The organism is Desulfomonile tiedjei DSM 6799, from assembly GCF_000266945.1.
Lineage (GTDB): Bacteria > Desulfobacterota > Desulfomonilia > Desulfomonilales > Desulfomonilaceae > Desulfomonile > Desulfomonile tiedjei.
On the sequence record NC_018025.1, the window covers coordinates 5165157 to 5192021 of the forward strand.

The following is a 26865-nucleotide window of genomic DNA, read 5'->3' on the forward strand; positions in this document are numbered from 1 at the left end:
TTCGTTCTTCTCAACACGACAAGTCCTTACCCCGGAGAACTCTCTCACGTGAGAGATCCTCTCTGTAAGAGCCGACCAAATCGCTCTCTCAGTATGCGGTTTCCGGGACAGTCCTGCAATAGATTCGCTTTTCAGATGGTTTTAATCGCTTCTGCCAATCTGCTGAGTTCTGCTTCAGATGTCAAATGAATCCGTCTGATTCGGCGTCCGGTCTGTTTTAGAGCTTCGTAGTCTCCCAACGCCTGCGCTGTCTTGAGCACTCCAAACGAATACTTTTCCCCGGGGATTGGAATATCTTCGCTATCTTCGCACGTGATAAGCAGGAATATTCCCGTATCCGGCCCGCCCTTGTGAATCTGCCCTGTTGAATGCAGATATCTTGGACCGAAACCCACGGTAGTTGCTACCTGGAACCTATCACGAATATTCGAACGCATCTGTTCGAGCAGATCTTTATTCTCGCCGTTAGCTCGCATGAATACATTAAGTCCTACATAATCACGGCGTCTTACAGATTCAAAAAAGTTTCTGAGGTTCTCGGAAATGTTCGGATCGTCTAAGGTGAGAAAATCGCCAGCGGGCATTCTGCCGTCTTTTATAAAAGTTTCCAGATACTTCTTTGTAATGTCTTTCGATTGTTGCACGTTTGGTTGATCGAATGGATTGATCTTCAATATGATCCCTGAAATCGCGGTGGCAAATTCCCACCTGAACATTTCCCGGCCGAGATCGTAGGCATTATGCATGCGCTGGGTAACTACGCGATGTCCAGCCTGTTCCAAATCCGACATCGCTTGATCGTAGGTATCGTCTCCGTCCAGGCGTATGTATATGAAAACCCGATCGTCCCCATATGAATTCGGAAGTCCGACTTCTTCACCCGCGATGGGAAGAACGCCTTTGCCTTCTTTTCCCGTGCTTTCGGCAACCAATTGCTCTAGCCAGTTGGCAAAAGTCTCCAGTCCCGGAGAAATGACCAGAGTCAGTTTATCGAAACCATGAAGCGCTGCTTCCGAGATGATCGTTCCAAGCCAAGTACCCGGATTTTCAAGGGAGGACACTTCCGGTCCGCAAGCCTCAGCAGATTGGTCGGCTCTCATCAGCAATCTCTTGAGATTGATACCCATGAGAGCGGCAGGGACAAGACCAAAATATGAGAGAGCACTGAAACGCCCCCCAATATCCGGGGGATTAAGAAACGTGCGCCTGAATTTGCCCTGTGCCGCCAATTTGCCCAAATGGGTGTTTGGGTCCGTTATGGCAATGAAATGATCTCCTGCCTGGTCACCTACGGCTGCTTCCATCTGTTTTCTGAAATGCTTGTAGAGCGACATCACTTCCACAGTTGTGCCGGACTTGCTTGCCACGATGAACATGGTTTTTTTCAGGTCAAGACTTCGTTCCATGTCCAGGATTGCTCCGGGAACAGTTGTATCTATAATTTTCAACACGGGATAATCGTCAATGACCCCAAAACAGGACGAAAAGACCTCCGAAACAAGACTGCTACCACCCATGCCGAGGAGAACAACGGATTCTATTCCCGATTCCTTGATTTCCAGCGCGAATTCCTTAATTTTGGGCTGCTCCTCTTGCATGCGATTGATTACGTGCAGCCATCCAAGTCGTTGTGCTATTGCAGACCCCACCTTCGGGTCAGCGGTCCAAACGGAGGTGTCAGTGCTCCATATACTTTCTCCAACGTTCTTGTCGTCAAATTGCTTAAAAAGCGCATCCACATCCTGTTGAAGCTCTCCGAGCGATGCCGATCGATGTCCCCATCCTCGCAATAAACGGGTGCGTTTTGTTTCGATGTCTTTCATGATTTTCAAATACGACCCGGCAAATGCCCGTAATCCATCTTGCAGAAGCTTGTCCAGAAGATCGGGCACATGTATTCCCATGGATTTCAACGAGCGGAAAAGGGATCGAGCGTCTTCCACACCTCCGTCCAATGAAAGACTCGGACGCCCATGATCCCTGAAAGCTTGCAGAGTCGCCGGAGGTATCGTGTTTACAGTGTGGGGACCGATCAACGCATCGACATAGTACGTATCCGGGTAGTCAGGATTCTTCGTACTGGTGCTCGCCCAAACGATTCTCTGAGGCTGAGCCCCTTGTGCTTTGAGATCTTCGAATAACTCGGATTCAAAAGTCTCCTTGAAAATACTGTATGCAAGCTTAGCATTTGCTATCGCCGCTTTCCCCAACATGCTGAGGCCAACAGATCTATGGGAGGGATCGGTTCTATCCTTCAATTGCTCGTCCACAACGGTATCCACTCTGCTCACGAAAAAAGACGCTACCGAAGCGACATTCCCAAGATCGCGCCCGGTTTCGGCCAGTTTTTCAAGGCCTCTGAGATAAGCATCGATCGTGTCCCGATACTGATCCAGTGAAAAGATGAGTGTGATGTTGACGTTAATTCCTTCCGCTATCAACTCGATTACAGCATCCAGTCCCTCGGCAGTGGCAGGAACCTTGATCATGAGATTCTTTCGGTCGACCCGGGAGAACAGCCGTTTCGCCTCGGCTATGGTCTGCTCTGTGTCGTACGCCAATTCCGGTGAGACTTCCAGGCTGACGAATCCATCCCGTCCGCGGGTCTCTTCGTAAACAGGCAGGAGTGTGTCTGCAGCTTCTTGGATGTCGGGAATCACGAGCTCTTCATAAATCTGAGCTATGCCAAGACCGGTATCGACCAGATTATGAACGTCGTTGTCGTAGATTCTCTCTTCCCGTAATGCTTTCTCCAAAATAGAGGGGTTTGAAGTGACACCCGTAACGCCATCGATTTCGATCATTCTGCGGAGTTCGCCCGAACGCAACAGTTCGCGGCTGAGATTGTCATACCATACAGCTTGGCCGAGGTAGACGAGATCCCGCAATGGATTCATAGCTGCCTCCAGGTCTGGTTGCCACGTATTCGCTTGACAGATCGAGAAAGTGTGGCTAAGAATAGTTTCGGAGGATTTTACACGAATCTGCGAATGTCTACAATGTAGATGAGTTCCGGAAATGGATTTGAAGCAGTATCTTGAAATTCAAAGCCGTGAAATAGAGCGGCACAAGTGGATAGAGTCCGAGAAAGCCGGGAGAGACCTGGGAATGGATGCAGCCATAGATTGGATTCTGAAATATGCGGCCGCGTTCAGCGATCAACTCAATCCGGAAAATAAAGCCTGACCACTCTTCAGCGCACGGATTTTCCCGCCCGCTCGATTACCCATCCTGAGATATGCCAGTACAGTTCCACCTATTTCCAGACATTTACCTCACTGCTTATTTCACAAGAACCAGATATACTACTAAAGCGACTGCTATCCTGTACCAGGCGTATGGAGCAAGCGACCATCGCTGAACAAGGCTGATAAAAGTTTTCACCGCGAGTGCCGCTGAGATGAAGGAAACGATAAATCCGATAGCGAAGAATCCCAGATCCGACATCTCGAGCCACTGCCATTCCTTATAGAGATCGTATCCCGTTGCAGCTATCATGACAGGCACGGCGGCCAGAAACGAATATTCTGCAGCCACATAACGGTTCAGACCCGAGATCATGCCGCCCACAATAGTTGCAGCCGATCTGGATACTCCGGGCCACATTGCGAGGATCTGAAAACAACCCACGGTCAGTGCCTGTCCGTAGGTAAGTCCGTCCAGAGTTCGGACATTTCCCTCCGGTTTGACCCGTTCCACTACAATCAACGCTATTCCTCCCACTGCAAGTGCCAGGATTACAGTCATAGGGCCGAACAAATAAGCTTTTATGGCCTTGTGGGCCACTGCTCCCACGACCAGAGCAGGAAGCGTGGTCAGCGCGAGAAGCACCAATCCCCGGATTCCGGAGAAACCCTGCTCCGAATAGGAGCGGAATCCATTCACCGGCACCAAGCCTAGAAAGCGCTGATAATAGAGAAAAACCACTGCGCAGATTGCCCCTAGTTGGATGAACACATCAAAGCATGCAGCCTTTTCCCCGCTAAATCCAAGAAAATGACCGGCCAAAATGAGATGACCCGTTGAAGACACAGGGATGAATTCAGTTATTCCCTCAACAATTCCAAGTACTGCCGCTATCCACAATTCCATTTCTCAGCCCCTCATTGAGATGAATTAGCAATTCGCAATCTGTTCTCTCGAATCCGACATGGGAGACTCATAAAGAGTTTTCATACCGATCGCTTTTCTTTTTGTAATCTGGCAGGCTGGAGGTATTCTTCGCTCCGGACGACGCAAAGCCGTCTAATCACTCCGCTCAGAACCCCTCAGCCTGCGCCATCTTATATGCATAATTGCGAAATGGTATCAGACATTTCTCCGCAGAAGAAGATCTGAAGAGCATCTGACTCCAATAGATGTTCCCCGTTGTTAAGAAGACCCAAGAAAGCAAGAGACCCGGAAATTGCTGTTCTTGCAGAATTCCCGGGCTTGCTTCTCTTCTATCATCAGGCGTAAGAATCGCAATGTTCTCGGTCAGGATTTATTTTGCTCCGAGTAGCTCTACTTCGAAAACAAGTGTGGCATTCGGCGGAATGACGTTCCCTGCTCCTCTGGCACCGTATCCTAACTGCGGCGGGATGGTGAGTTTCGCTTTTGAGCCTACGTTGAGCAGAGCAATGCCTTCATCCCATCCTTTTATGACATTGCCTGCGCCGAGTTTGAAGCTGAACGGCTCTCCTCGATCGCGCGAGCTGTCGAATTTCTTACCGTTTTCGAGAGTACCGACATAGTGAACCGTTACGGTTTGACCCGGTTTTGCTTTCGGCCCGGTGCCTTCTTGAAGCATCTCCACCTTAAGACCCGAATCTGTAGTCATGGTTTGTCCTGCCTGTGCAATTACTGCGGAAAAGAGGAATGTTCCTGCGATGAGAGCGATTACGAGCAGACTTGATTTCACTTCCGTCTCCTTGAGGTAAAATCGGATACGGTCTCACAATGAAAAAACAACACTGGGAGCACCTTTGCAAGAGAATGCTTCCCGTGCTCTCCGTTTCATTGGATCCACAAGATTTTTGTAGCAGTCGTAATCGCTTATGTCCAGAGGTCGGCTGGTCCGGACCCTGGAAAGACTTTCTGAAACGTCATTAAAACGGCCTAGGGGACAATTGTCTTGCCCGCTCCTGTATCTGCCACTGCAGCCATTGATTCTGATTCTGAAGAGCCTGATTCTGCTGCTGTTGAATCCATTGGAGCTGCTGTTGATATGCTTGATTTTGCTGATGCATTTGACGCATTCTTTCTTGCTGCTGCCATATGAGCATTTGCTGACGTTGATGTTCCTGTCGGATTCGTTCCTGTTGCATCCACTGGTACATGTCAGAACTTGCCGAGTAGGGAAACAGGAAGAATACCAGACTGAGCAGCGCAACACTGATGATTGTACGGAAAGCTCTTATTCCAGTCATGATCTATCCCTTCGAACAGTCGCGACATCGCTTTATTTGAGATACTTGTTTAGGTTATACCATAAAACCATTGAAAATGCAGAGCAAAATATTAAAGAAGAGGATATTCAAGGCAGAATTGCGGCTCGGTTGTCATATGGAACACACGAAGAATGGATTGCGGGGAAGAACCTGCTCGATGCAATTGGTACATTTCGCAGTTGGGCACATAAGATAGCGGAAGGCTGGAGTGTCCTGAATGGGGTGATTAGTCGGCTTTGCGTCCTCTGGAGCGAAGGATACCTCCAGCCTCCCGGATTATGAGAAGAAAAGCGAATCGGTATGAAGTTGTATTGGCTTGTATGTTCTCCTATGGATTTGAAAAAGGTATATTATTGCATAACCGGTTTGTGTTAGGTGATTCATGCGTTCGAAATTTCCGGAAAGACGGCTGAGACCGGTCAAGAGTCGAGAATACGAAGTTGAGCAAATCCTTCCTTTAGTGAAACCCGGTTTATTCGGGACAGACGGGGTCAGAGGACTCGCCAATCAGGAGCCCATGACTGCAGAGACTGTTTTGGCCTTGGGGAGAGGTCTGGCGTACATCTGCAAGAAGGAACGCACTGCTGGAGGGAAAATCCTCATTGGCAAGGATACTCGCACATCGGGGTACGTCTTCGAGTATGCCTTATGTGCGGGAATCTGTTCGACCGGAATGGATGTGCTCCTTGTAGGTCCTATGCCTACGGGCGGGGTCTCGTTCTTGACTTCCAACATGCGATGCGATGCAGGCGCGGTGGTCACTGCGTCGCATAATCCCTGGGAATACAACGGCTTAAAGCTGTTTTCCCGCGAAGGCCTAAAGCTATCCTCTGAGGTTGAAGCGGAAATCGAACAGTGCATATCTTCGAAAATATTGGACGATGTGCGACCTACAGGTGCCGACATTGGCCGGGCTTCTCGCATCAATGACGCGCTGGGCCGCTATGTGGTGTTCGTGAAGAATACCTTCCCTAAACATCTCGCTCTCGATGGCTTGAGAATAGTCCTTGATTGCGCTCACGGAGCAGGGTACAAAGCTGCACCTCTTATTTTCCATGAACTGGGAGCCAAACTGAACTGTTTGGGAATCAACCCTAATGGAGAAAATATCAACCTCAATTCCGGTTCCATGCACCCTGAAATGGTGTGCTCTGCGGTAAGCGATACCGGGGCCCACATTGGCATTGCTTTGGACGGAGATGCTGACAGAATTGCTCTAAGCGACGAGTACGGAAACGAGATTTCAGGGGATCAGATCATTGGCATTATTGCCGAAGACATGCTCAAGAAAGGGGCTCTCCGCAAACGAACTATCGTGGCAACGATCATGAGCAACTCCGGCCTGGATCGCAGGATTGAGGAACTCGGTGGGTCTGTGATTCGAACAGCGGTCGGAGATCACTTTGTCGTAGAACGACTCATCAGCGAAGGCTTGAATTTCGGTGGGGAACCCACAGGTCATGTGATTCATCTGGATCACGTGCTCTGTTCGGATGGTATTATTGCCGCGCTCCAGGTTGCTAGAATTATGGTCGAGACGGGAAAGCCATTGTCAGAGCTTGCAGCACCCATAAGACTCATTCCCCAGATATGTAGGAATGTTGAAGTGTCGACTAAACCGGATCTGAAGTCGATTCCGGGGTTGCAAGACGCTATTCGCTCGAGTCAGGCTTTATTGGCCGATAAGGGCCGACTTCTCGTACGGTACTCCGGCACTCAATCATTGTGCAGAGTCATGGCAGAAGGGGAGAATTATTCTGAATTACAGTCTATTGTCGATTATATTTCAAGCATTATTAGGAAATATTGCCATAACAACGCCGAATAAAATGTCTATATATGAGCGGAGGGAATGATGTCACCTTCAGTTAAGCCTTCGGACGGATTGGGCGTGCTCATCGCAGGTCTGAACGGAGCGGTTTCCACCACCTTTCTGGCGGGGGTCATGGCTGTCCGCCGCGGGCTCGCCACGCCTGTGGGCTCTATTACTCAGATGCAAACCATCAGATTAGGGAATCGGAGCGATGAGAAATTTCCGTTCATCAGAGATTTTGTTCCGTTGGCCGATCTGAAGGATCTGGTTTTTGGCGGCTGGGACATTCGGAATGAAAACTGTTTTGAATCCGCTCAAAGTGCTCGTGTGTTGCATGAGAAAGACCTGATGGGGATAAAAGACGAATTGAGCGAAATTCGTCCCTACAAAGGCGTATTTGAAACTAAATTTTCGCAGCGCCTCAGCGGTTTGTGGACAAAGCAAGGAAAGAATAAGCGCGATCTTTCAGACCGCGTGAGGGAAGATATTGGTAATTTCAAATCGTCAAATCGCCTCAAACGGGCAGTAATTGTGTGGTGCGGAAGCACGGAAATACATTTGCCTCTCAGTTCCGTTCACATGAGCTTGTCCGCATTCGAGAAGGGACTTGAGAACAATCACCCGGACATTTCCCCCAGCATGATTTACGCGTATGCTTCGCTTATGGAAAACGTTCCGTACTTGAATGGTGCCCCCAATTTGAGTTCCGATATTCCGGCCCTGATGGAATTGGCGGTTCTCAAAGGGGTTCCCATCGCAGGGAAAGACTTCAAAACCGGTCAGACGCTCCTGAAAACTGTTATTGCACCGATGCTGAAAGCCCGGATGCTTGGTCTCAAGGGTTGGTTTTCCACGAATATCCTGGGAAATCGCGACGGTGAGGTGCTCGACGATCCGGCCTGTTTCAAAACCAAAGAGGAAAGTAAGCTTTCCGTGTTGAATGGAATTTTGCAGCCTGACCTGTATGCGGACCTCTACAAGGATCACTATCATAAGGTTGCAATCAATTATTATCCGCCGAGCGGGGACAACAAGGAGAGCTGGGACAATATAGACATATTCGGCTGGATGGGTTATCCCATGCAAATCAAAATAGATTTCCTGTGCCGCGATTCGGTCCTCGCGGCCCCTCTCGTGCTCGATCTCGTGCTCTTTCTCGACTTTGCCCGGAGAAGAGGTCTTTCCGGTGTTCAGGACTGGTTATCGTTTTATTTCAAGAGTCCTATGCAGTCCCCGGGAATGGTAGTTGAACACGATTTGTTCATACAACATATGAAACTCAAGAACACGCTGAGAGCCTTGATGGGAGAAGTTCCCATCACTCACGTCGAAGAGCCGGGGGAAGGTTTCGACGTCGAAAAACCTGCAACCGTCACCGGATAAGGATTCGTGTACTATTTCACCTTCATTGGTACAGTAGGAGCTGGTGCACACGGAACCGGACCGCACGGAGGCGGGGGAGGCCCATACGTGGCATAATGGGGCGGAATTCTGTAAGGAAAAGCCGGGGCTGTGCAAAGGAAATACCATGCCCCTTGTTCCTTGAAAGCCATGAGACTTACGTCAAGCGGTGGCTGATGTACTCGAGAGTTCCCCCCAGCGTACGCCAGAAAGGAGGCTGCAACTATACAAATAGCCGTAAACAGAACAACTATCTTACTCATGACCGACTCCTGACACATAATTAGAGTAAAACTATCAGACTCGCATGCTTCTGACAAGCGAGATATACATTTTCAGCGTAATCTTCTTTTTAGCGAATCCTTTGGCGGAGACGCAGTACATCGATTTTTCAGTATGGTTCTTATGGTTTCCAGATCTTGAACTGTCTCACGGTACTCCGTTTTTTCCGCAGGCGTTAGGTCACCAAGAAAGCTATTCTCGCGCCGTTTGAATGCGTTTTCTTTTCGGACATGCTGCACGAGCATTCTTCTCAAGTCTCCACATGTTTTGGTCGCGAACTTGCTTTCTTCGGATTTAACCGAGCTCATTCCCCCACTTTCCGATCCCGGTTCGGAGGCGTCACAGTCTTTGATTCGTTTCTCCAAAACGGACATAGCGAGGATCAGTTGCTCGATGTTGTAGTTCAGTACATTTTGGAGGAGTGGATCTTCTCTGTTTCCCTTTTTGCCCAAAGCCTCCAAATACGAATTAAGTTGCTCTTGTTTGGTTTGGAGCTCTTGCCGAAGAGCCTGACATTCCGGCCGCGTCTCGCAATCTGCCGGTACCGCGAACCAGACAATGCATAAAAAGACCGCCGAACAAATAGTGAAACAGCGAGCTGTCATCTCCAAAGTGCCTTCGACAAATTGAATATCTTTCTATTTACCACAGATAGGTTAAAATCTAAATAAGTTTCTTCAAGAATATGAAATCTTGTCAGTCATGCGGAATCTTGCGGAAGTATGTCGTCCCGTTCAATGATGCCCTTGCCCTTCGGTTTGTCTTCCGCTGACATTTCGCAGTTATGCGCATAAGATAGCGAAAGCTGGGGGTGCCCTGAGCGGAGTGATTAGACGCCTTTGCGTCGTTCGGAGCAAAGGATTCCTCAGCCTACCAGATTATGAAAAGACGAGCAAATCAGCATTATACGAATTGCCAAAATTAGTGTCCGGTTGAAAACTTAGGAATATTGGTGGGTGCCGTGCCTCCGTGCCGGCACATCTTCAATATGATCAATGATATCGATAGAATGGACCGGCAGGGACGCCGGTCCCCACCAGTATCTTGTGTTGGAGCATGGGATAAACGTCAAAATTTTTGGCAATTACTATAAACTAGACTCTTGCGTTCATTACATGAGAAAGACTACCTACTCTCAACTCGTCTGTGCGTCCTTGAAAGTACCGGGCATTCAATTCCTCAGGCCCCAAGTCCTCGATGCTTCCGAACCCCATTTCTAACAGACTGCTCTTGAGCAGAGAAGGATCGAAGAAAGTCTGAAAAGGTTCGCCTGCAAAAGCTACGCGACGCGCCAGGCCATCGAAGACACGACGTTGGATCGGATTTAACAATGACGGCGAAATCATATAATCGAAGACTATTCCGCTGCCGGCCGGCAGAGATGCAACGAATCGTAGTGTCGTGGTAATCGCACTACTCGTGATATACGGGGTTACTCCAAGCCACGAGAAAAAAATCCCCTTACGAGTATCCAACTCTGCCCGTTGCAGTCCCTCCTCAAGAGTCTCGGATTCGAAGTCCACAGGGCAGAAAGTAAGATTCCGAGGAATTGGGATACCTGCTTCCTCAAGACGCGTGCGCTTCCATGCCTGAGTAGTTGGATGGTCCACTTCGAATACATGTAAGGTATCCGCAGGAGATGAATTTCTGTACGCGAATGTGTCGAGACCTGCTCCGAGAACAACATATTGACGAACGCCTCTGTTGATGGCATCGGTGAGTCCGTCTTCCGCACATCGACTGCGGGCAGCCAGAAACGCCCGGAGCCTATATTCCAAGGGGGTCTGCTCGAACCACTTCGGATCCAACTGTTTTTCAGGCTCTTTCTCGGCCCCCACAATACGAAGTGCGAGCGAGTCGGAGAATATCTTGGGATGATCTATAATCTGATGTACGGCACGACGCATTGCCACTCGCAATGCAGTCACGCTCGGACAGCTCTCCTTCATGATGCACTCCAACGTATAACGGAAGTATGAAGTTCCGAATTGTTATACCTGCTTTTTCGTGACAAGTCCTGAAATGGCATTGAGGAGCTCATTGAGATCGACAGGTTTTTCAAGCACGTGATCCACCGGATGCTTGTGCCGATCGAATGCGCTTACTTCTGAACCCCATCCGGTCAAGAGGATGAATGACGGTCTGGAAGCGCCTCTCGTTCTGGATATGGCTTCTATTCGTTCGGCAATTTGCCACCCGTTCATCTCAGACATTCCCAAATCGCAGATCACCAGATCGATCTGATGATGTTCGAATATTTCCAGCGCCTGAGACCCCGAGAGCGCGCGGAACACTGTTTGATTTCGTATTGTCAGTGCCTCATGGAGGCTGTTGACGATCTGTTCTATGTCGTCCACCACAAGAATATTCAACCTGAAATCCAACTGCTCTTTCAAGCCGACCTGTGTACAGGATTCTCTCCGGGAAACAAGCGGCAGTACAACAGTGAAGATGCTTCCTTCACCCTGTCTGCTCCGGACCGAGATCTCTCCGCCGTGTCTTTTCACGATGCCATAACTGCTGGAAAGTCCCATTCCCGTCCCCTGAGTACCTTTGGTGGTCCAGAACGGTGCAAAAATGTGTCCTAAATTCTCGCTGGGTATGCCTATTCCATTATCTTGCACCTGGAGGATTACCGAACGATCTCGGGCTTCGCTTCGGACAACGATCCGGCCCGGCCCGGCAAGGGCTTCAACCGCATTTTTTATGAGATTGACGACAACCTCGAATAGTTCGTTTTCCATACCCAGAACCGGGCAAGAGGTCTCAAGCTCCGTCCATAGGGTAATGGAAAGACCCTGTCGTTCCGCCATGCCTTGCCACCAGGTACGCGTCATTTCAACCGCTTCCGCCGCTGTTTTCGAGAGATCGAATACCTTTCGTCCATGTGTTTCCAGAGATTCGGTCCTCGAAAAATCCTGCAGTCTCTTTACGGTTTCGGCACCTAATCGGGCGCTTTCGACAATATTTGTGAGATTCTTTTTGATTTCGAGCAGATTGTTCCATTCTAGATGGGTGAGGGCCATCTGGGAATTGCCCATCACAATCTGAAGCACATTGTTGAAATTATGTGCCGCGCCGCTCGCCATTTCCCCGATGGCCCGCAGCCGAGCGGTCTGGAGCAGAATCTCCTGAGATTTCTTCTGTTCGGTATAATCTTCTACTACTGCCTGACAGCCGATGGTCTCCCCGGACTGATCCACTAACGGCGTGGAAAGAATACGCAGAACGAATGCATTGCCTCCCGCACCCGTGAACGGGATTTCTTCGCACAGGACGCTTTGCTGTTCCATGCAATTCCGGAAGAGGGTGCGTGCTCCCGAGTCGCCAAAGAGCTTCAAAATGCAGGCTTTCTCAAATTTATCTCCGACACAGCCTATTATCTTGAGGAATGTGGGGTTCGCAGCAATAATCGTCCCGTCTCTGGCAACGGAAATTATCCCCAGCGGAGCATTTTCAACAAGCGAACGGTATTTTTCTTCACTTTCCCGGAGAAATTGTTCTACTTTTTTGCGTTCGGCTATTTCGTTCCGCAGCTCTTGTTGATGTTCCTGATTTCGGATGAGTTGTTCTTTTTCATAGGTGAGATCTTCAATGAGAACCAATACACTCCTGTCGACGCCCATGCGCACGGATTGAAAACTGATGCGCCCCCACATCTTGTTCCCATTGATTTCCAGGACCCCAAGGTAGGAATGTCGTTTGCGCGTCGAGAAGACCTTTTCTAGAATCTCCTGCGCTTCCGCCGCCGTCTTTTCGTTGATGAAGAGAGAAGAGAACTGCCTGCCGATAAGTGACCCGTTGGAAGCGTTCGTCATTCGCTCGCAACTTTTATTGGAGAAGGTCACGTGAGAGTCTTCCCCTATCAACAGCGCCGGAATGGGCAGGACCTGCAGCAGTTTACCAAACCAGGTCTTTCTTATTCCTCTGAAACTGAAGCTACCGGATTCGGTGACGTCCTCTATCAAGCAGCTTGCCAGGTCGAGAGACTCTGTCGGGTCTTCAGATTCAAGAAAAGACCCTTCTTCCTCTGCATTCTGCTTCGCGACACACGAAACAAGCTCTGAGAAATCTCCCTTCAAGACTCTTTTTGTTTCGTACCCGGCGAAAACCGTTCCGCTCGGTTCGCGCGAAGACCATTTGCATTCTGCTTCGAAGACCAGAGGGTTAATGCCAAGAGATTCGCGGGCAGAGACGGCCAAGGTCTTGATATCTCCAGGACGACCCGAAATACCTTGAATCCTCACCCCATTTTCTGAAATTTCCGTGAGCAACCCTTGAATATCAGGACGTTTGTATTCCTGAATCTGGATTGATTCCTGGATCTTAAATCTCGGGATAGTCCTGCTGTCGTCTATAAGGATCTCTTCATAAGAGGCGAAACGAGTGGCTATTTCGGAAGGATCCAGGATCTTGGCTTCTAAACTGCGTCTGAGCAGACTTAAGAAACCCTTCAACGTCAAATTGTACTTGGCCATAAGTTCGATATCTGAAAGCCCCTCTCGAATGTCTCGAACTATGTCCGCGGCTTTAATTCTTTTCTCCATGACCATACATCCACAGCAGGCGGTCAAATCGGGATCCCGCCATGCTCATTTAACTCTGAAGCAAAAACTACAGATTTGGAAAAAGTTTCATAGAAATCGCCATCCGGTTGGTACCTACCTTACCCGAGAGAACGAACAATCCATCTTACGGCTATGGCTTTAAGCCATTCTTTATCATCGGGGCCAATACATTAATTTTCAAGAATAAACAGTATGCGGAAAAGATACTGAATTTCTCATGAAGAAAGCAAGCGATTTCTAGCCAAGTTGATAGCACTTCAACAAATGAAGTATCAACTCCGATAATATGCAATCTTAACAGTATGATTTTCCGAATAGCCCCACTTATACGCTTTTCTTTTCATAATCTGGGAGGCTGAAGGTATCCTTGGCTCCGGACGACGCAGAGCCGTCTAATCACTCCGCTCAGGACACTCCAGCCTTCGCCATCTTATGTGTACAACTGCGAAATGGCATTAATGTTCTGAATTGATTGCCTCGATCTCGTAGAGCTGTTTCTGGTCTTCGACACCCTTGAGACAAGCATTGAATTCCAACGAAACCTGCAACTTCTCGGAAATCAACTCGTATGTTTTTTCCGAGATTACTACTTTGCCTGCGGATGCGGTGGCTTGAATGCGGTCAGTGAGGTTCACGTCCGCACCAACGATGCCGTACTTTGCCCGGGATTCCGTGCCTATGTTTCCGACAATGACTTCGCCGGTATGCACGCCGATACCCATGTGGAGCACAGAGACATTTTCAGACACTTTTTCCGTGACGAAGCGTTTCAGTTCATGCTGCATTTCCAATGCACAACGCACTGCATCCATAGCACGCTCGGTTACTTCAGTCTCTATGCCGTTGAAGAACACAAGAATGGAGTCGCCATAGAAATCCACGATTATGCCCCGATAGCGCTCAATAACTGCAATCATACGGGCGAAATAACGATTGAGCAGCTTAATGACTTCTTCGGGTTCCAACTTCTCCGACATTGACGTGAACTCTCGAATATCCGACATCATAATGGTGACGGTTCTTTTTTCTCCACCCAGGCGGAGAGCTTCGGGTCTACTCATCAATTCTTCCGCCACCTTGCGATCGACGTATCTGCCGAAAGTCTGCTCGATCATCTCACGCTGTTTCAATCCTTCAGTCATCTTGTTGAAGCTTCGTCTGAGTTGTCCGATCTCATCCTCGCCGTCTTCAGGTAATCTTACCGTGTAATCTCCGGCTTCCACTTTTCCCGCTGCTGCTGATATTTCGGCAATGGATCGTCCCACGGAGCGGGTTGTTGCTCGGATAAGCAGCAAAATGACGGCAAGGCAGATTAAACCGGCCAGCGTATAGTAAAATCGGGAATTGACGATAGGAGCCAGCACTTCGCGCCCGCTGGAAAACACCACAATGTACCAGTTCAAGGAAGGTATCTTGTAGAATCCTGCAACCTGTGCCGGTGGATGCCCTGAACCGAGCAGGGTTCCGAAAGCGTTGTGGCGGATTGCCTCCAGCACTCTCTTTTCGAGAGGATCGTCATTGTCACCCATGCGCTTGCGTCCCGCCATGGATTTGTCCGTATGCGCGAGAAACTGACCCGTACTGGTAACCAGACATGCTGAACTGCCCGGAATAAGACCCATGCTTCGGATGGGATTCAAGAAGGAGTCAAAGCTTATCCGTACGGTCAAACGCTTCAGAGGGCCGCCGTGTTTTCCAAGAATCTTGACGATCCGCAGAGATCGATCCAGCGCTCCCGGGTCCATCATGGGAGCGCAGAAACCGAAATCACCGCATAATTCCATAGTATAAAGTCCTTCGACAACACCGGAACCGAAGCTGCCCGACTCGGTCGTAATTTGCACATTTTCTTCCCACGGATCGGGTACTTCGACATCAACGAAGCGCACGCCATCCTTTTCGGTTAATTGCTGGATAAGGAACGCCTGGGTCACCCCGCCGTTCGGGAGATCGTTGGCTTTCGCTATAAGATTAATGAGATCCAGCTTCTCGTTTAGCTGCATAGTGACCTGATGCCCCACTTTTTCCAGCTTCACGCGTGTGTTCTCTATCCATTGGCTGAGGAGAAACGAGCGCGCGTACATCCACCCCGTAACGCCAACGATAATGAGCACCAGGGCTACCGGAAGCAAGAGAAGAAGGAGGAAACGTCTTTGTAACGAAAATATCATGAATTACCTTTTCGGCCCGAGTCTATTTCTCAGTCCTGTCAACGTCCTTTGCTCCTACTGTGTCGAGTTGAACGACTCGCTTGCCATGTCTCTCTTCACTGAATTTGTCTGCCTCTTTTTTATCCAGAAAAGGGATCAGGTCAATCCCCATGGGACCCTTCAGGTCACTTCCCATGACCAGGTATGCGTCACTGGCATTGACGAGTTTTCCCGATTTGAAGTCAGTAACATATCGATGTGTAATGTTCCCCACATCGATTCCGAATCTCTTGGGAATCGTATTGTAGATGAAAAGGCATCTTGCACCTTCGAAAGCCACCACCTTGCCGTCTTTGAAAACTGCAGCCGCGACTCCTGCAAAGCCTTCCAAATGTGAAGCCTTGTATCCATAGGTGGCTCCAGCTCTCAAATCACCGCCCACTGTCATGCCGCATACAGGGCAACGGGCTTGCAGGTCCACCGCTGCACCATTAGGCAGAAGCAACGTTTCCTGGGCCGTTGCCGTCAAAGAAACCAGAGAAATGACCAATATCAGCAATATCTTGGCTTTCATATGGAAACCTCGTTTCTACGAATCGAACCTCTTCGAAAAATCAGCGTGCCGAATTTGTCGGAATCCGCCAGCCGGCTTACATCCACATCAATGGTTATGCCCCCGATCCATTTTGAGCGTTTTCTTTTTCACGGTCAAATCTTCAAGGGAGACTTCTGAAAAAGAAGCGATTTTCTTACCGTTGTGGTCGCTCTTGAATTTTTCAGCAGCGGCCTTGTCTGCAAAGGGAAATGCTTCAGGTCCCATTGCGGCCTTGAGTTTTGCTCCCAGAACATAAATGGCTTGTTTTGCATCAATCAGTTTCTTGGTCCCGTAGTCTGTAACGTATACATTCTTGATCTTTGCCGAGTCGGAATGGTACTTTTCATGGGTGAAATAGTACCTGAATAGGTCCCCCGCGGCATCGAATCCCACAACTTTCCCGTCCTCGAACACGATAGCGGCAACTCCCAGTTCGCTGGATTCCAGCTTCATATCACAAACAGGACACGTTTGGGATAGATCGAGCTTAGATCCGTCGGGAAGGTCAATCGTAGCAGCCGATACCAAAGAAGCAAAGAAGCTGAACACGAGGGACATTACGACAGCACGTTTCTTCATTCCGATGTTCATGTTGGATCTCCTTTTCCTGAATGGGATTCTTTGAGCGCTCTTTTAAACTCAAATTCTTTAACAAAACAGTAGATTGTCGGAACTACAAAGATTGTGATGATATCTATGGTCATGCCGCCGAAACTGGGAAGTGCCATGGGTACCGCCACATCCGCTCCCTTACCTGTTGAAGTTAAAACGGGTATGAGAGCTAGAATCGTTGTCGCGGTCGTCATTAGTGCAGGTCTCACCCGTTTCAGGCCTGCTTCCACAGTCGCTTCTCTGATCTCCTGGATTGACTTGAATGAATACTCTTTGAACACCTGATCGAGGTACGTGGAGTAGATGACACCATCATTCGTCGCGATTCCAAACAATGCCAGGAATCCAACCCAAACCGCAACGCTCAAATTGTACGGCCTGACTTGAAACAGGTCTCTCATGTTGACGCCAAAAACCGAGAAATCCAGAAACCACGGTTGGGAATACAGCCAGAGCATGATGAATCCGCCTGACCACGCGACAAATATCCCCGAAAAAACATTTAAAGAAACCGGTATGGATTGAAACTGAAAATAGAGCACCAGAAAGATGAGCAGCAGTGCCAGAGGAATAACAAGCCGCAGCGTTTTTTCGGATCTCACCTGATTTTCATACGAACCTGCAAACACGTACGAGGTTCCCGGAGGCAGCTTGAATTCACCGCCGGCGAGCTTGTGTTTCAGGTAATTGTCCGCAGCTTGAACTACATCTACTTCAGCAGTTCCGGGCTTCTTATCGAACAAAACGTAACTCACGAGGAACGTATCCTCGCTCTTCACGTTCATGGGGCCGCGGGTGTACCTGATGCTCGCAACCAAGTTGAGAGGTATCTGTACACCTTCATTACCCGGAACCAGGATTTTGTCGAGAGCCTCCAACGAGTCCCGTAGTTCCCGTTGATATCGGACACGCACAGGATAACGTTCTCTACCTTCCACCGTGGTAGTGATGCGTTTGCCGCCAATTGCGATTTCCACGACATCCTGAACATCCTGGATCTTTATCCCGTACCGTGCGATGGCTTTTCTGTCGACATCGATTTCCAGGTAAGGATTGCCCACTACCCTGTCTGCCACGACCGACGCAGGCTCTACCGAGGGAACCTCTTTGAGATAGCGCTCCACCTGGAGGCCGACTCTTTCAACTTCTTCGAGACTTTTTCCACGAATCTTCACGCCCATTGCAGCTCTCATTCCGCTCTGGAGCATAACGATACGTGCGGAAATGGGTTGCAGTTTCGGTGCGGAGGTTGTTCCGGGAAGTTGAGCTGCCTTTATAATTTCCTTCCAGATGTCCGTAGGGCTGTGAATATGCGGTCGCCAGTTGCGGACCGGTTTGCCGGTCGAAGGATCGACAACTCGCTCGCCGGTATCGGGGTTGATTTTGTACTCGGGCACGTAATTGATGACAGTTTCGATCATGGAGAGCGGTGCGGGATCGAGAGCACTTTCCACCCGACCGATCTTGCCCACCACAGAGTCCACCTCAGGTATGGACCTGATTGCCATATCTTGTTTCTGGATAACATCCAGCGCTTCGCCGATGGAGGCGTGGGGCATAGTCGTCGGCATAAATAGGAAGGAGCCTTCGTCGAGATCCGGCATGAATTCTTTGCCAAGTCCGGGAAAAGCATGAGAGAGCTTTGACCAGATCCATGTGTTTCGGACAACGTTCTGTCCGGGCAAGAATTCTTGGGCACCTGCATCACTTCCGGATCCCTGGGGATCGACATGTTGAGCCGTGATCGTGGTCCGGGGAGGCACAATTTTGTCTGCAGCCCAGGGGATGAAGAAGAAGACTCTGTCGAATCCCAGCCAAATGACCGATCCCAGGATGATGATGCTGAAAGGAATCATGAGAAATTGGGCTTTGTGATTAAGCGCCCATTTGAGAAGAGGCGCGTAGAAAGCCGTAAAGATCTTTCTGATTGCCAGCAGCCCGAAGATTATCGACGATGCGAAAATGATGTTCCTGATCATTCCCTTTTCGGGACCCAATGGTAACCAGTGCTCGGTCAAGAGCACAATGACGAACACCAGGGCAGCGACATTCAGGACAAAAGGTGTTTTTTCTCTCCAGTTTTCCGGGAGGAACAGAGTTGCAGTTTTCACGAGCGATACGAGAAGAATTCCCGCTCCGATTAACCAGGAAAAAGAAAAGCCAATCCACAAGCCCAGGAGTACCAGGAGTCCGTTCACGGTGAGCAGCGTGTTCCTGCGGAGATTCCTTTTACGGAAAAAAACATGAGCCAGCGGTGGGATGAGCGCCAGAGCGAGTACCAGTGAAGAGGCCACAGCAAACGTTTTCGTGTACGCCACGGGTTTGAACAGCTTACCTTCCGGACCGGTGAGCGTGAACACCGGCAAAAAAGAGATGATTGTCGTGAGAGACGATGTGACGACAGCGCCGCCCACTTCTCCGGCGGATTCCTTGATCATTTTAAGGGTCACGCCTTGGGAAGGATTCTCCTCCATGTGGCGGAGAATGTTCTCACAAAGGATGATCCCCATATCCACCATGACACCGATTGCTATGGCGATACCGGAAAGTGCCATGATGTTCGCGTCTACTCCCGTGAATTTCATGACGATAAACGTGAGGAGCACAGACAACGGGAGCACTGCTGAAATGAGTGCAGAACTCAGGAGATGATTCACCATGACCACCACCACGATGATGGTGACGAGTATCTCTTCCCAGAGAGCCTTCCTCAGTGTCTCCAGAGTTTCGTGGATCAGTTGCGTACGATCGTAGAAAGGCACTATTCTTACTTGAGAAACACTTCCATCCGCCAGGGTCTTGGTAGGAAGTCCGGGCGTTATCTCTTTAATTTTCTCTCGAACGTTCTTAATCACCTGGAGCGGATTTTCGCCGAAACGCACGACAACGACACCGCCCACTGCCTCTGCGCCTTCTTTGTCGAGAGCGCCTCTTCTCATTTCAGGTCCGAGCGAAACTACAGCCACATCCTTGAGAAAGAGCGGAACCCCATCATTGACTTTGATCACACTGTCACGCACGTCCTGGATGCTGCGAATAAATCCAAGACCGCGAATCGTATACTCCGTTCTGTTTATCTCGATGGTGCCGGCACCGACGTCCAGATTTGAACCTCGTACCGCTGCGAATACTTCAGGCAGAGTTATGTTGTGGCCTCGCATGGCATCGGGATTGATGTCGATCTGGTATTCCTTTACGAATCCACCGATCGATGCGACCTCGCTCACTCCTCCCGAGGACTGAAGAGAGTACCGGACATAGTAGTCCTGTATAGTCCTGAGTTCGTCCATGCCGAACCCTTTGCCTTCCAGAGTGTACCAGAACACCTGTCCGAGGGCGGTTGCATCCGGGCCCAATGAAGGCTGTACACCTTCCGGTAAAGTGCCTGCCGGCAAAGAATTCAGTTTTTCCAGAATCCTGGATCTGGACCAGTAAAACTCGATATCTTCTCGAAAAATGATGTAGATCGTGGAGAATCCAAAAAACGAGTTGCTCCGAACGGCTTTTACCCCTGGAATTCCCAGCAGAGATACTGTGAGCGGGTACGTGATCTGATCCTCGATATCCTTTGGAGACCGCCCCTCCCAGGTTGTGAAGACTATCTGCTGGTTTTCTCCGATATCCGGAATAGCGTCGACCGGTACGGGATTTCGTGGAAGGCCCGGAATCTCCCAGTCAAACGGGGCAACTATGAATCCATATACCAGGGTGACCAGCAGCACAAAAACCATGAGGAGCTTTTGCTGCGTCCAGAAGCCCATGAGCCCGTAGAAGAAGGAGGTATGGGAACTACGGACATCGTCATCGGGAGTATTCCGCTTCATTTGCCGCCTCCGTGCTCATGGCGAGCCCCTGGAGTGTTTCCGGCTGAATCCTCCTTTGCAGCCTGAGGACCGAATTCGGGCGGTATGGTCTCCGCCAAATCCCCACAACCGAGCATACTCCGCTCTTTCAGCCGGATATCTCCGAAGAATGGGTTGTGAGGTTCCTGTTTCGCTTCAATCCAGTACGCTCCCGCCCCGTCGAACGCATCCGGACAATTGTACAGGTACAGCGGTCCGCTCATAACATGCCGAAAACCCATGACCATTTTGGCGAATGTTTCCGACAATGGATCGAAGGCTTTTCTCTGTTTATCGATTTCCTGAGTCGCTGCAAGCATGGTTGCGCGAGCGCTGATTGTTCGGGAAAGCTTGTTCCACGTGCCAGCAGCCTTCTTATCGATACCCGTTGTGCTGACTGCCTTAAGCTTTTCGGTAAGCTGGGTTGCTGCTTTTGCAGCTTCTGAGGAATCCGCGCGGACCAGCGATTCCTTCAAGCTCAAATACGTTTCAATCACGGGGGTCAACTGCTTCAGGAATGGTTCGGGAACGGTGAGCTTCGAGATTACTTCTTCTTTGCCGGCTGCTTCAGAAACAGGTTTGGATTCCCCCGGATTCATCATGCTCGATCGGGCCAGAATCTGCATCGCGCTGTCGATCTTGAAATTTCCCTTGGTCACGACGCGATCTCCCTCACTCAGGCCGTCGTAGACCGCGTACTTGTCGTCAGCTCTCGGTCCCAGGATGATCTCTCTCCCTTCGTACGTCGGGCGTTCGCCTGGAACTTCAACGTACACCACGGCTCGTTTCCCTGTGACAAGCGCTGCAGAAGAAGGAATCACGAGAGGCATTTCAGGATTCGGATCGTCTGAGTACCCGAAGGATGACGCAGGCCGAAGTGCCATTTTGCTTTCCGGACATATTCCCGGTACGGGACTTGCCTCATCCCGCGGATGCACGGGGCATACGTATTTTCCCGCCCATTCCCGCTTTATAACCTTTCCCTTGGCGTCTATTTCCGCCTCTACTTCTGCAGTAACGAACATACCGGGCTTCAACGTGAAATCCGGATTTTCCGCCGCGACCCTGACCTTCACCGAACGCGTCTTTGTGTCCAACATGGGGTCGATGAACAACACTCTCCCCTCGAAAGTGCGTCCGGGCACTGCAGGGGTGGTGAAGGTCACTTTCTGGCCGTACCTGATCCAGGGCAGATCGGTCTCATAGGCATCCATCTTGATCCACACGTTGGAAAGATCGTTGATGATGTACATTTCCGTGCCTTCTTTTACGAACTGGCCCAGCAATGCCATCTTCTTTGTAACTACACCGCTTATGGGGGCACGAAGCGTCACGTTGAGAATCGGTTTCTTCTTCTCCCTTATTTCCTTTACCTGTTCTCTTGTCAGGCCGTACTGAATGAGTTTTTCCACTGCCCCCTTGATGACCGACTCTTCTTCCTCTCCCGTCCGCATGGTCTCGAAAAGCTCGACTTGCGACTTAATAAGCGTAGGGCTCCAGATGGTGACCATAGGATCGCCTTTGTCCACATGCACTCCGGTGAAATTGATGTAGATCTCGTCGAGACGGCCGTCCACACGAGAGGTCAGCGCAGCCACACGAGTCTCGTCCTCATATACCTGGCCGACCATGCGAACTTTCACGAATGCGCGCTCTCGCTTGACCGACGTAGTCTCAACTTCGGCCAATTTCTTGGCAGTCTCGGACATGGAATATTGAGTGGCTCCGGCATATTCATCACCGTGATCGTGAGATTCCAACGGGATCAAGTCCATAAAGCAGATTGGGCATTTGCCGGGGTTGGGCAGTTTTATCTGTGGATGCATCGAGCATGTCCAGAGTTGCGTCTTTTCGCTTTCCCGATGAATAGTGTCATTCCCGGACTGCGCACTGACTGTTTCTGTAGGGAGGTGTGACCGAAGAGTCGCGAAGTAGTAGCCACCGATGAATGCGAGAGCCACAGCAATCGCGACCAAGGTATTCTTGAGAAATCTTCCGGACTTTGTTTTGAGCTGATTCTGACTCATATTGCCTCTCCCACAAAAAGAACAACCCAAGAGATCTGCTATTATTTGACAAAATCAGTAGGAAATCAATGGCTGCCAAGATTTCCTTCCAAAAGTGTGTATCGATCGGCGGTAATGCTGGATTGACCTGATCGTAGGGTCAATCCGTTTAGTTTCCGCGCCTGAGGTTTGGGTCTCACGGACCGAACTGATGCAGTCCGTGATTCCATTTATTCGGTGTTATAGCGGTTCTCAAGAGTCTTGAAGTAGTCTAATACCTGTAATGGAAAGCATTAGTAGCGCCCGGCGTCCCTTGTATGTTTCTGTCCATGAAGTACTGAATCTCTGGAACCGGTACCGAGCTGAGGGGAGGGGCTGATACTGGATCAATGATACGAGGTACTTCAAAAAATAGGACTCTTGGTTGCCAAGATATAAGAGTCCTGATAGAGGGGGGATGCACGTCTGTCAGACTCTCTGCAGGAGTCGGGCAGAGGCACCGGTAGATCGTTCGTCCCTTGGTCCTCTGAGACTGCCCGGCAGCTGGATCACCGGAGGCCTTCGTGTAAAAAGCCCGAACAGTCGCCTGGACTCGTTGAGAAGTCCGTATCCACAAGGGTGGGATGTTACACATGCATGAAGAAGTTTTTGTTGGCATAGATATCTCTAAAGATCAGTTGGATGCGCATGTGCTGCCAAAAGGCATGCACACCACCGTCAAGAATGACACTCAAGGCATCGACTCGCTGATTGAGATCCTCCACGCAGAGACCCCCATGGTAATCGTGATGGAAGCCACCGGAGGCTACGAGATAACCGTTGCGGCCCAGTTAGGTCTCGCCGGCCTGCCGATCGCTGTCGTCAACCCTGGTCAGGTGCGGGACTTTGCTAAAGGCATCGGAAAACTCGCCAAGACAGACGCCATCGATGCTTATGTGCTGGCACGCTTTGCCCAAACGGTTAGGCCCATACCGAAGCCGCTGCCAACGGAGGACGAAAAGCAAATCAAGGAACTCGTAACACGTCGAAAGCAGCTTGTTGATTTGCGTGCATCAGAAAAGAATCGCCTCCATCGAGCCCGTTCCAATCGCGTGCAGCGCAGCATTCAAACGGTCATAGCAGCCCTAGATAAGGAAATCGAAGACATCGATAAAGATGTCGATGACCTTATCAGGAAATCGCCTCTGTGGCGTGAAACAGAGGAACTCCTCCGAACCTTCAAAGGCGTGGGCCCCATAACTGCCAGAGTGCTCATGGCAAAACTGCCCGAACTGGGACATGTCAGCCGTCATGAAATCAGTCGCCTCGTCGGCCTGGCGCCTCTCAACAAAGACAGCGGAAAGAAGAAAGGCAAGCGCGAGATTTCGGGTGGACGGGCGGATGTACGCTCAACCCTGTATATGGCTGCAGTCGCGGCCATAACGTCCAATGTAGTCATCAAGCCTTTCTATCAACGCCTCATTGAGGCTGGAAAACCTTTCAAGGTTGCCATCACGGCTTGTATGCGTAAGATGATCGTCATCCTAAACGCAATGCTCAAGAAAAAACAGCCTTTCCAGGTAGTTTTTCCTTGACAAGAAACACAGTCGCTGCCGGGCGAAACCGGATGATTTCTTACAGATTGCCCACCGGCACGGAGGCCGGTGGCTACCAATTTCGAGGAATGGCTCTTCATAATCCATGATTACTCTTGAGAATCATTATAGTGATGCACTCATCTGAATGCGTGAATTACCACCTATCTCGTCTACCAGAGACTCCCAAAGCCTGGCCCTCGTGCAGCCTGTCCCATGGGCCAGACAGGGGTCTGCCTGACCACCGGTTGTGCATATGTCGGGGCGAATCGTCTGACCGGACCGGCATTCATAACAGCAGTCGGCGCAGCTATACTCTGGCTTCCAGCGCAGCATCCACAACCGGTCGGCGGAGCAACCTGCTGCGGAGCAGGTGCACTCTGGGGTGCCGAGCAGCAGCTCGCCGGATTTGCGTTAACAGGTTTCGGAAAAGCTGCAGCTCCCCGATTCACAGGGACATTCCATCCGCCTCCCATGGAGGTTACTTCTAATGGTCGACGCTTTGGCACCGCACTTTTCATCTGTGCTTGTGGGGCCTTGGGCATGAGACCTTCAATCACGGGGGGCTGCTGCACGCCACCCCCGGTATTCTTGGGATCGCAACAACTTGCTGCTGCATACGCCGACCCGGTCAGGGCAACACTCAAGAAAACACCGATTACCAACAGGTAAGCTACTTTTTTCATGGTACAATCCTCCTTTTTTTCTCAGATAACCGCTGCCACTAACAAGCTGCAGCCCTGATCGGTTTGGAAACGCTAATGCAGCCGTCTGCAACTTCGACGATCCGGTCTGCGTATTCCGCATTTCGTCTGCTGTGCGTAACCATAACGATTGTCTGGCCTTCGGAGTTCAAGCGCTTGAGCAAGTTCATGACTTCTTCGGAATTTCTGGAATCCAGGTTCCCGGTAGGTTCGTCCGCGAACAGAATGGGTGGTTCGTTAACCACAGCCCGCGCTATTGCCACTCTCTCCTGTTCGCCTCCGGAAAGCTGATTGGGCAGCCGCAAAGCCTTATCTTTCAGGCCCACACGTTCCAGCGCAGACAGCGCGAGTTTCTTCTTATCCGCTTCTGAATGGTGTGTTACAGCAAGGGGAAGCTGCACGTTTTCTATAACGTTCAGGTACGGCACCAGTTGAAAGGACTGGAAGATGAAGCCCATGAACTCACGCCTGAAATCGGCCAGTTTGTCACGTTTGAGAGCGTATATATTGATGTCTCCCACGAGGATCTCGCCTTTGGTGGGGCTCAAGAGCCCTCCGAGCATGGAGAGCAACGTGCTTTTTCCTGCACCGGATTCACCCATGATCGAGATAAATTCAGACTGACCTATGGATAGATCGATTCTTCGGACCGCAGTTACCTTGTTTTCACCTTGGCCGAATTCTCTTGCCACCTGATTCGCTACTATATAACTCATGATTATTACCTCCTTTACAGCGTCCGAAGAGCTTCACTGGGGTCCATTTTGGAAGCCGCAAGGGCTGGATACAGCGAAGCCAGCAGGCCTACGAGAATTGCAAGGAAAACCGCTCCCAATGCCACCAGAGGGTCCAGCGAAAAATGGGGCATGTGTTCCGTGAGGAACGTCAGCAGTAAGCGGGTGATCCCTATCCCCGTCAAATAACCGGCAATTCCTGCCATGAATGAAACAACCGCTGCCTCGAGGAGGATGATTTTCATGATATGAGAGCGCCGAAAACCTATTGCGCTGAATATTCCTATCTCCCGCGTCCGCTCGTTTACACTGGCCATCATGGTCACAAATACAACCATTGAGCCCACCAGCAACACGAGACCTGAAATGCCGAGAGAAAACTTGCGGAAATTGTGGAGCGTATCCATTCTGCCTTCCACTACTTGCTGGATTGCAGTAACTTTCGCAGTGGGCAGCTTTTCGGAGATTTGGGTCACGATGTCGGAAATAGGGCAGTTCTTGCAGAGCGCTGCAATTTCTACCATTCCCACGGTGCCCTGTTTTCCGAAGAGTTTTTGGGTAGTCGGCAAATGCATGAAGATAAGACCGTCATCCTGGGAACCGGTGGACTCGAGAACTCCGGCCACCTTGAAGGATTCACCCTTGATGTCCAGCTTGGAGCCGGGTGTCACGTGGAAACGCTCTGCAGCCTCTTTTCCCAGAAGGATCTGATTAGGTTTTGTCGGAGTGTCTCCATCAACTTTCCACCATTTCTTGAGCGACATTTCCTCGTCGAAATCCACTCCGACCACAAGAGCTTTCGCTGCTTCCGATTCGAATACCCCGAATACCTTGGGGCTAACGATCCTGATGTTGGCCGCGTTGGGAATGGTTTTGATTTTTTCCAGATCGGATTCGGAGATCTCTTTTACGTCAAAGGAGAAGCCTCCCAGGCTCAAACCGCCGTAAGTCAGGGATAGGCCCTCAGATTTCGGCGTGACAATGATGTTCGCACCGAACTCGTCCATTTTGTGGGCAATGTCTTCTTCCAGGATACGTGTCGTTGTATGGAGAGCGACAACAGCAGCAACCCCTACCAGCAACCCCACCACAAGGAAGAATACTTTTCCTTTTCTCCGTCTCAGATTGTTTACGGCTATATCGTGAAGTTTCATA

Annotated in this window: 20 protein-coding genes; 4 read left to right on the plus strand and 16 right to left on the minus strand. The window is 50.1% G+C overall.

Annotated features, from left to right (window positions below):
* Window positions 1-131: 131 nt before the first annotated feature.
* Complete coding sequence (locus tag DESTI_RS22110) at window positions 132-2897, minus strand: bifunctional transaldolase/phosoglucose isomerase (RefSeq protein WP_014812206.1); 2766 nt, start codon at window positions 2895-2897, stop codon at window positions 132-134.
* Window positions 2898-3018: 121 nt separating this feature from the next.
* Here DESTI_RS22110 and DESTI_RS31125 point away from each other — a divergent pair, with 121 nt between their 5' ends.
* Entirely contained in the window at window positions 3019-3186 is a 168-nt protein-coding gene (locus tag DESTI_RS31125; RefSeq protein ID WP_014812207.1) for a hypothetical protein, read from the plus strand.
* Window positions 3187-3282: 96 nt separating this feature from the next.
* Here DESTI_RS31125 and DESTI_RS22115 read toward each other — a convergent pair whose 3' ends face one another.
* The 3 genes from DESTI_RS22115 to DESTI_RS22125 form a co-directional block, all read right to left on the minus strand.
* Entirely contained in the window at window positions 3283-4092 is an 810-nt protein-coding gene (locus DESTI_RS22115; RefSeq protein WP_014812208.1) for an undecaprenyl-diphosphate phosphatase, read from the minus strand.
* Window positions 4093-4483: 391 nt separating this feature from the next.
* A complete protein-coding gene (locus tag DESTI_RS22120) occupies window positions 4484-4900 on the minus strand; it encodes an FKBP-type peptidyl-prolyl cis-trans isomerase (protein ID WP_014812209.1) in 417 nt (138 codons plus the stop codon).
* A gap of 187 nt (window positions 4901-5087) precedes the next feature.
* A complete protein-coding gene (locus DESTI_RS22125; protein WP_041286395.1) occupies window positions 5088-5408 on the minus strand; it encodes a hypothetical protein in 321 nt (106 codons plus the stop codon).
* Between the two features lie 403 nt (window positions 5409-5811).
* Here DESTI_RS22125 and glmM point away from each other — a divergent pair, with 403 nt between their 5' ends.
* Window positions 5812-7257 (plus strand): phosphoglucosamine mutase, encoded by a 1446-nt coding sequence (gene glmM / locus DESTI_RS22135; protein ID WP_014812211.1) that lies wholly within the window; start codon window positions 5812-5814, stop codon window positions 7255-7257.
* Between the two features lie 27 nt (window positions 7258-7284).
* Window positions 7285-8625, plus strand: coding sequence for an inositol-3-phosphate synthase (locus DESTI_RS22140; protein WP_014812212.1), 1341 nt, complete (start codon window positions 7285-7287; stop codon window positions 8623-8625).
* An 11-nt stretch (window positions 8626-8636) separates the two neighbouring features.
* Here DESTI_RS22140 and DESTI_RS30960 read toward each other — a convergent pair whose 3' ends face one another.
* From DESTI_RS30960 to DESTI_RS29290, 9 genes are all read right to left on the minus strand, one after another.
* Window positions 8637-8906 carry a hypothetical protein gene (locus tag DESTI_RS30960; protein ID WP_014812213.1) on the minus strand — a complete coding sequence of 90 codons (270 nt, stop codon included), beginning with the start codon at window positions 8904-8906 and terminating at the stop codon, window positions 8637-8639.
* A 72-nt stretch (window positions 8907-8978) separates the two neighbouring features.
* Complete coding sequence (locus DESTI_RS22145) at window positions 8979-9377, minus strand: hypothetical protein (RefSeq protein WP_169316390.1); 399 nt, start codon at window positions 9375-9377, stop codon at window positions 8979-8981.
* 642 nt (window positions 9378-10019) lie between these two features.
* On the minus strand, window positions 10020-10874 hold the full coding sequence (locus DESTI_RS22150; RefSeq protein WP_014812215.1) for a class I SAM-dependent methyltransferase: 855 nt from the start codon (window positions 10872-10874) through the stop codon (window positions 10020-10022).
* A gap of 42 nt (window positions 10875-10916) precedes the next feature.
* Window positions 10917-13472, minus strand: a complete 2556-nt coding sequence (locus DESTI_RS22155; RefSeq protein ID WP_041286398.1) for a hybrid sensor histidine kinase/response regulator — start codon at window positions 13470-13472, stop codon at window positions 10917-10919.
* Between the two features lie 476 nt (window positions 13473-13948).
* Complete coding sequence (locus tag DESTI_RS29285) at window positions 13949-15664, minus strand: adenylate/guanylate cyclase domain-containing protein (RefSeq protein WP_014812217.1); 1716 nt, start codon at window positions 15662-15664, stop codon at window positions 13949-13951.
* Between the two features lie 22 nt (window positions 15665-15686).
* Window positions 15687-16217, minus strand: coding sequence for a nitrous oxide reductase accessory protein NosL (locus DESTI_RS22165; RefSeq protein ID WP_014812218.1), 531 nt, complete (start codon window positions 16215-16217; stop codon window positions 15687-15689).
* Window positions 16218-16304: 87 nt separating this feature from the next.
* A complete protein-coding gene (locus DESTI_RS22170) occupies window positions 16305-16829 on the minus strand; it encodes a nitrous oxide reductase accessory protein NosL (RefSeq protein ID WP_014812219.1) in 525 nt (174 codons plus the stop codon).
* A complete protein-coding gene (locus DESTI_RS22175; protein WP_014812220.1) occupies window positions 16826-20674 on the minus strand; it encodes an efflux RND transporter permease subunit in 3849 nt (1282 codons plus the stop codon). Before DESTI_RS22175 ends, DESTI_RS22170 begins: the two co-directional genes overlap by 4 nt.
* Complete coding sequence (locus tag DESTI_RS29290; protein WP_014812221.1) at window positions 20671-22719, minus strand: DUF3347 domain-containing protein; 2049 nt, start codon at window positions 22717-22719, stop codon at window positions 20671-20673. Before DESTI_RS29290 ends, DESTI_RS22175 begins: the two co-directional genes overlap by 4 nt.
* A gap of 611 nt (window positions 22720-23330) precedes the next feature.
* On the opposite strand from DESTI_RS29290, the gene DESTI_RS22185 reads away from it, so the two are divergent.
* Window positions 23331-24272, plus strand: a complete 942-nt coding sequence (locus tag DESTI_RS22185; protein WP_014809154.1) for an IS110 family RNA-guided transposase — start codon at window positions 23331-23333, stop codon at window positions 24270-24272.
* A 173-nt stretch (window positions 24273-24445) separates the two neighbouring features.
* Here the strand turns inward: DESTI_RS22185 and DESTI_RS22190 are convergent, their stop codons facing one another.
* Genes DESTI_RS22190 through DESTI_RS22200 form a run of 3 tightly spaced genes read right to left on the minus strand, consistent with a single transcriptional unit; the run spans window position 24446 to window position 26864 of the window.
* Entirely contained in the window at window positions 24446-24958 is a 513-nt protein-coding gene (locus tag DESTI_RS22190; RefSeq protein ID WP_014812222.1) for a hypothetical protein, read from the minus strand.
* A gap of 38 nt (window positions 24959-24996) precedes the next feature.
* Window positions 24997-25692 (minus strand): ABC transporter ATP-binding protein, encoded by a 696-nt coding sequence (locus DESTI_RS22195; protein ID WP_014812223.1) that lies wholly within the window; start codon window positions 25690-25692, stop codon window positions 24997-24999.
* A gap of 14 nt (window positions 25693-25706) precedes the next feature.
* Complete coding sequence (locus tag DESTI_RS22200; RefSeq protein WP_014812224.1) at window positions 25707-26864, minus strand: ABC transporter permease; 1158 nt, start codon at window positions 26862-26864, stop codon at window positions 25707-25709.
* Window position 26865 lies beyond the last annotated feature (1 nt).

Bases quoted from the DNA above. Each gene is read 5' to 3' on its own strand.
- DESTI_RS22110 (WP_014812206.1), bottom strand. From the start codon at position 2,897: ATGAATCCATTGCGGGATCTCGTCTACCTCGGCCAAGCTGTATGGTAT.
- DESTI_RS31125 (WP_014812207.1), top strand. From the start codon at position 3,019: ATGGATTTGAAGCAGTATCTTGAAATTCAAAGCCGTGAAATAGAGCGG.
- DESTI_RS22115 (WP_014812208.1), bottom strand. From the start codon at position 4,092: ATGGAATTGTGGATAGCGGCAGTACTTGGAATTGTTGAGGGAATAACT.
- DESTI_RS22125 (WP_041286395.1), bottom strand. From the start codon at position 5,408: ATGACTGGAATAAGAGCTTTCCGTACAATCATCAGTGTTGCGCTGCTC.
- glmM (WP_014812211.1), top strand. From the start codon at position 5,812: ATGCGTTCGAAATTTCCGGAAAGACGGCTGAGACCGGTCAAGAGTCGA.
- DESTI_RS22140 (WP_014812212.1), top strand. From the start codon at position 7,285: ATGTCACCTTCAGTTAAGCCTTCGGACGGATTGGGCGTGCTCATCGCA.
- DESTI_RS30960 (WP_014812213.1), bottom strand. From the start codon at position 8,906: ATGAGTAAGATAGTTGTTCTGTTTACGGCTATTTGTATAGTTGCAGCC.
- DESTI_RS22150 (WP_014812215.1), bottom strand. From the start codon at position 10,874: ATGAAGGAGAGCTGTCCGAGCGTGACTGCATTGCGAGTGGCAATGCGT.
- DESTI_RS22155 (WP_041286398.1), bottom strand. From the start codon at position 13,472: ATGGAGAAAAGAATTAAAGCCGCGGACATAGTTCGAGACATTCGAGAG.
- DESTI_RS29285 (WP_014812217.1), bottom strand. From the start codon at position 15,664: ATGATATTTTCGTTACAAAGACGTTTCCTCCTTCTTCTCTTGCTTCCG.
- DESTI_RS22165 (WP_014812218.1), bottom strand. From the start codon at position 16,217: ATGAAAGCCAAGATATTGCTGATATTGGTCATTTCTCTGGTTTCTTTG.
- DESTI_RS22170 (WP_014812219.1), bottom strand. From the start codon at position 16,829: ATGAACATCGGAATGAAGAAACGTGCTGTCGTAATGTCCCTCGTGTTC.
- DESTI_RS22175 (WP_014812220.1), bottom strand. From the start codon at position 20,674: ATGAAGCGGAATACTCCCGATGACGATGTCCGTAGTTCCCATACCTCC.
- DESTI_RS29290 (WP_014812221.1), bottom strand. From the start codon at position 22,719: ATGAGTCAGAATCAGCTCAAAACAAAGTCCGGAAGATTTCTCAAGAAT.
- DESTI_RS22185 (WP_014809154.1), top strand. From the start codon at position 23,331: ATGCATGAAGAAGTTTTTGTTGGCATAGATATCTCTAAAGATCAGTTG.
- DESTI_RS22190 (WP_014812222.1), bottom strand. From the start codon at position 24,958: ATGAAAAAAGTAGCTTACCTGTTGGTAATCGGTGTTTTCTTGAGTGTT.
- DESTI_RS22195 (WP_014812223.1), bottom strand. From the start codon at position 25,692: ATGAGTTATATAGTAGCGAATCAGGTGGCAAGAGAATTCGGCCAAGGT.
- DESTI_RS22200 (WP_014812224.1), bottom strand. From the start codon at position 26,864: ATGAAACTTCACGATATAGCCGTAAACAATCTGAGACGGAGAAAAGGA.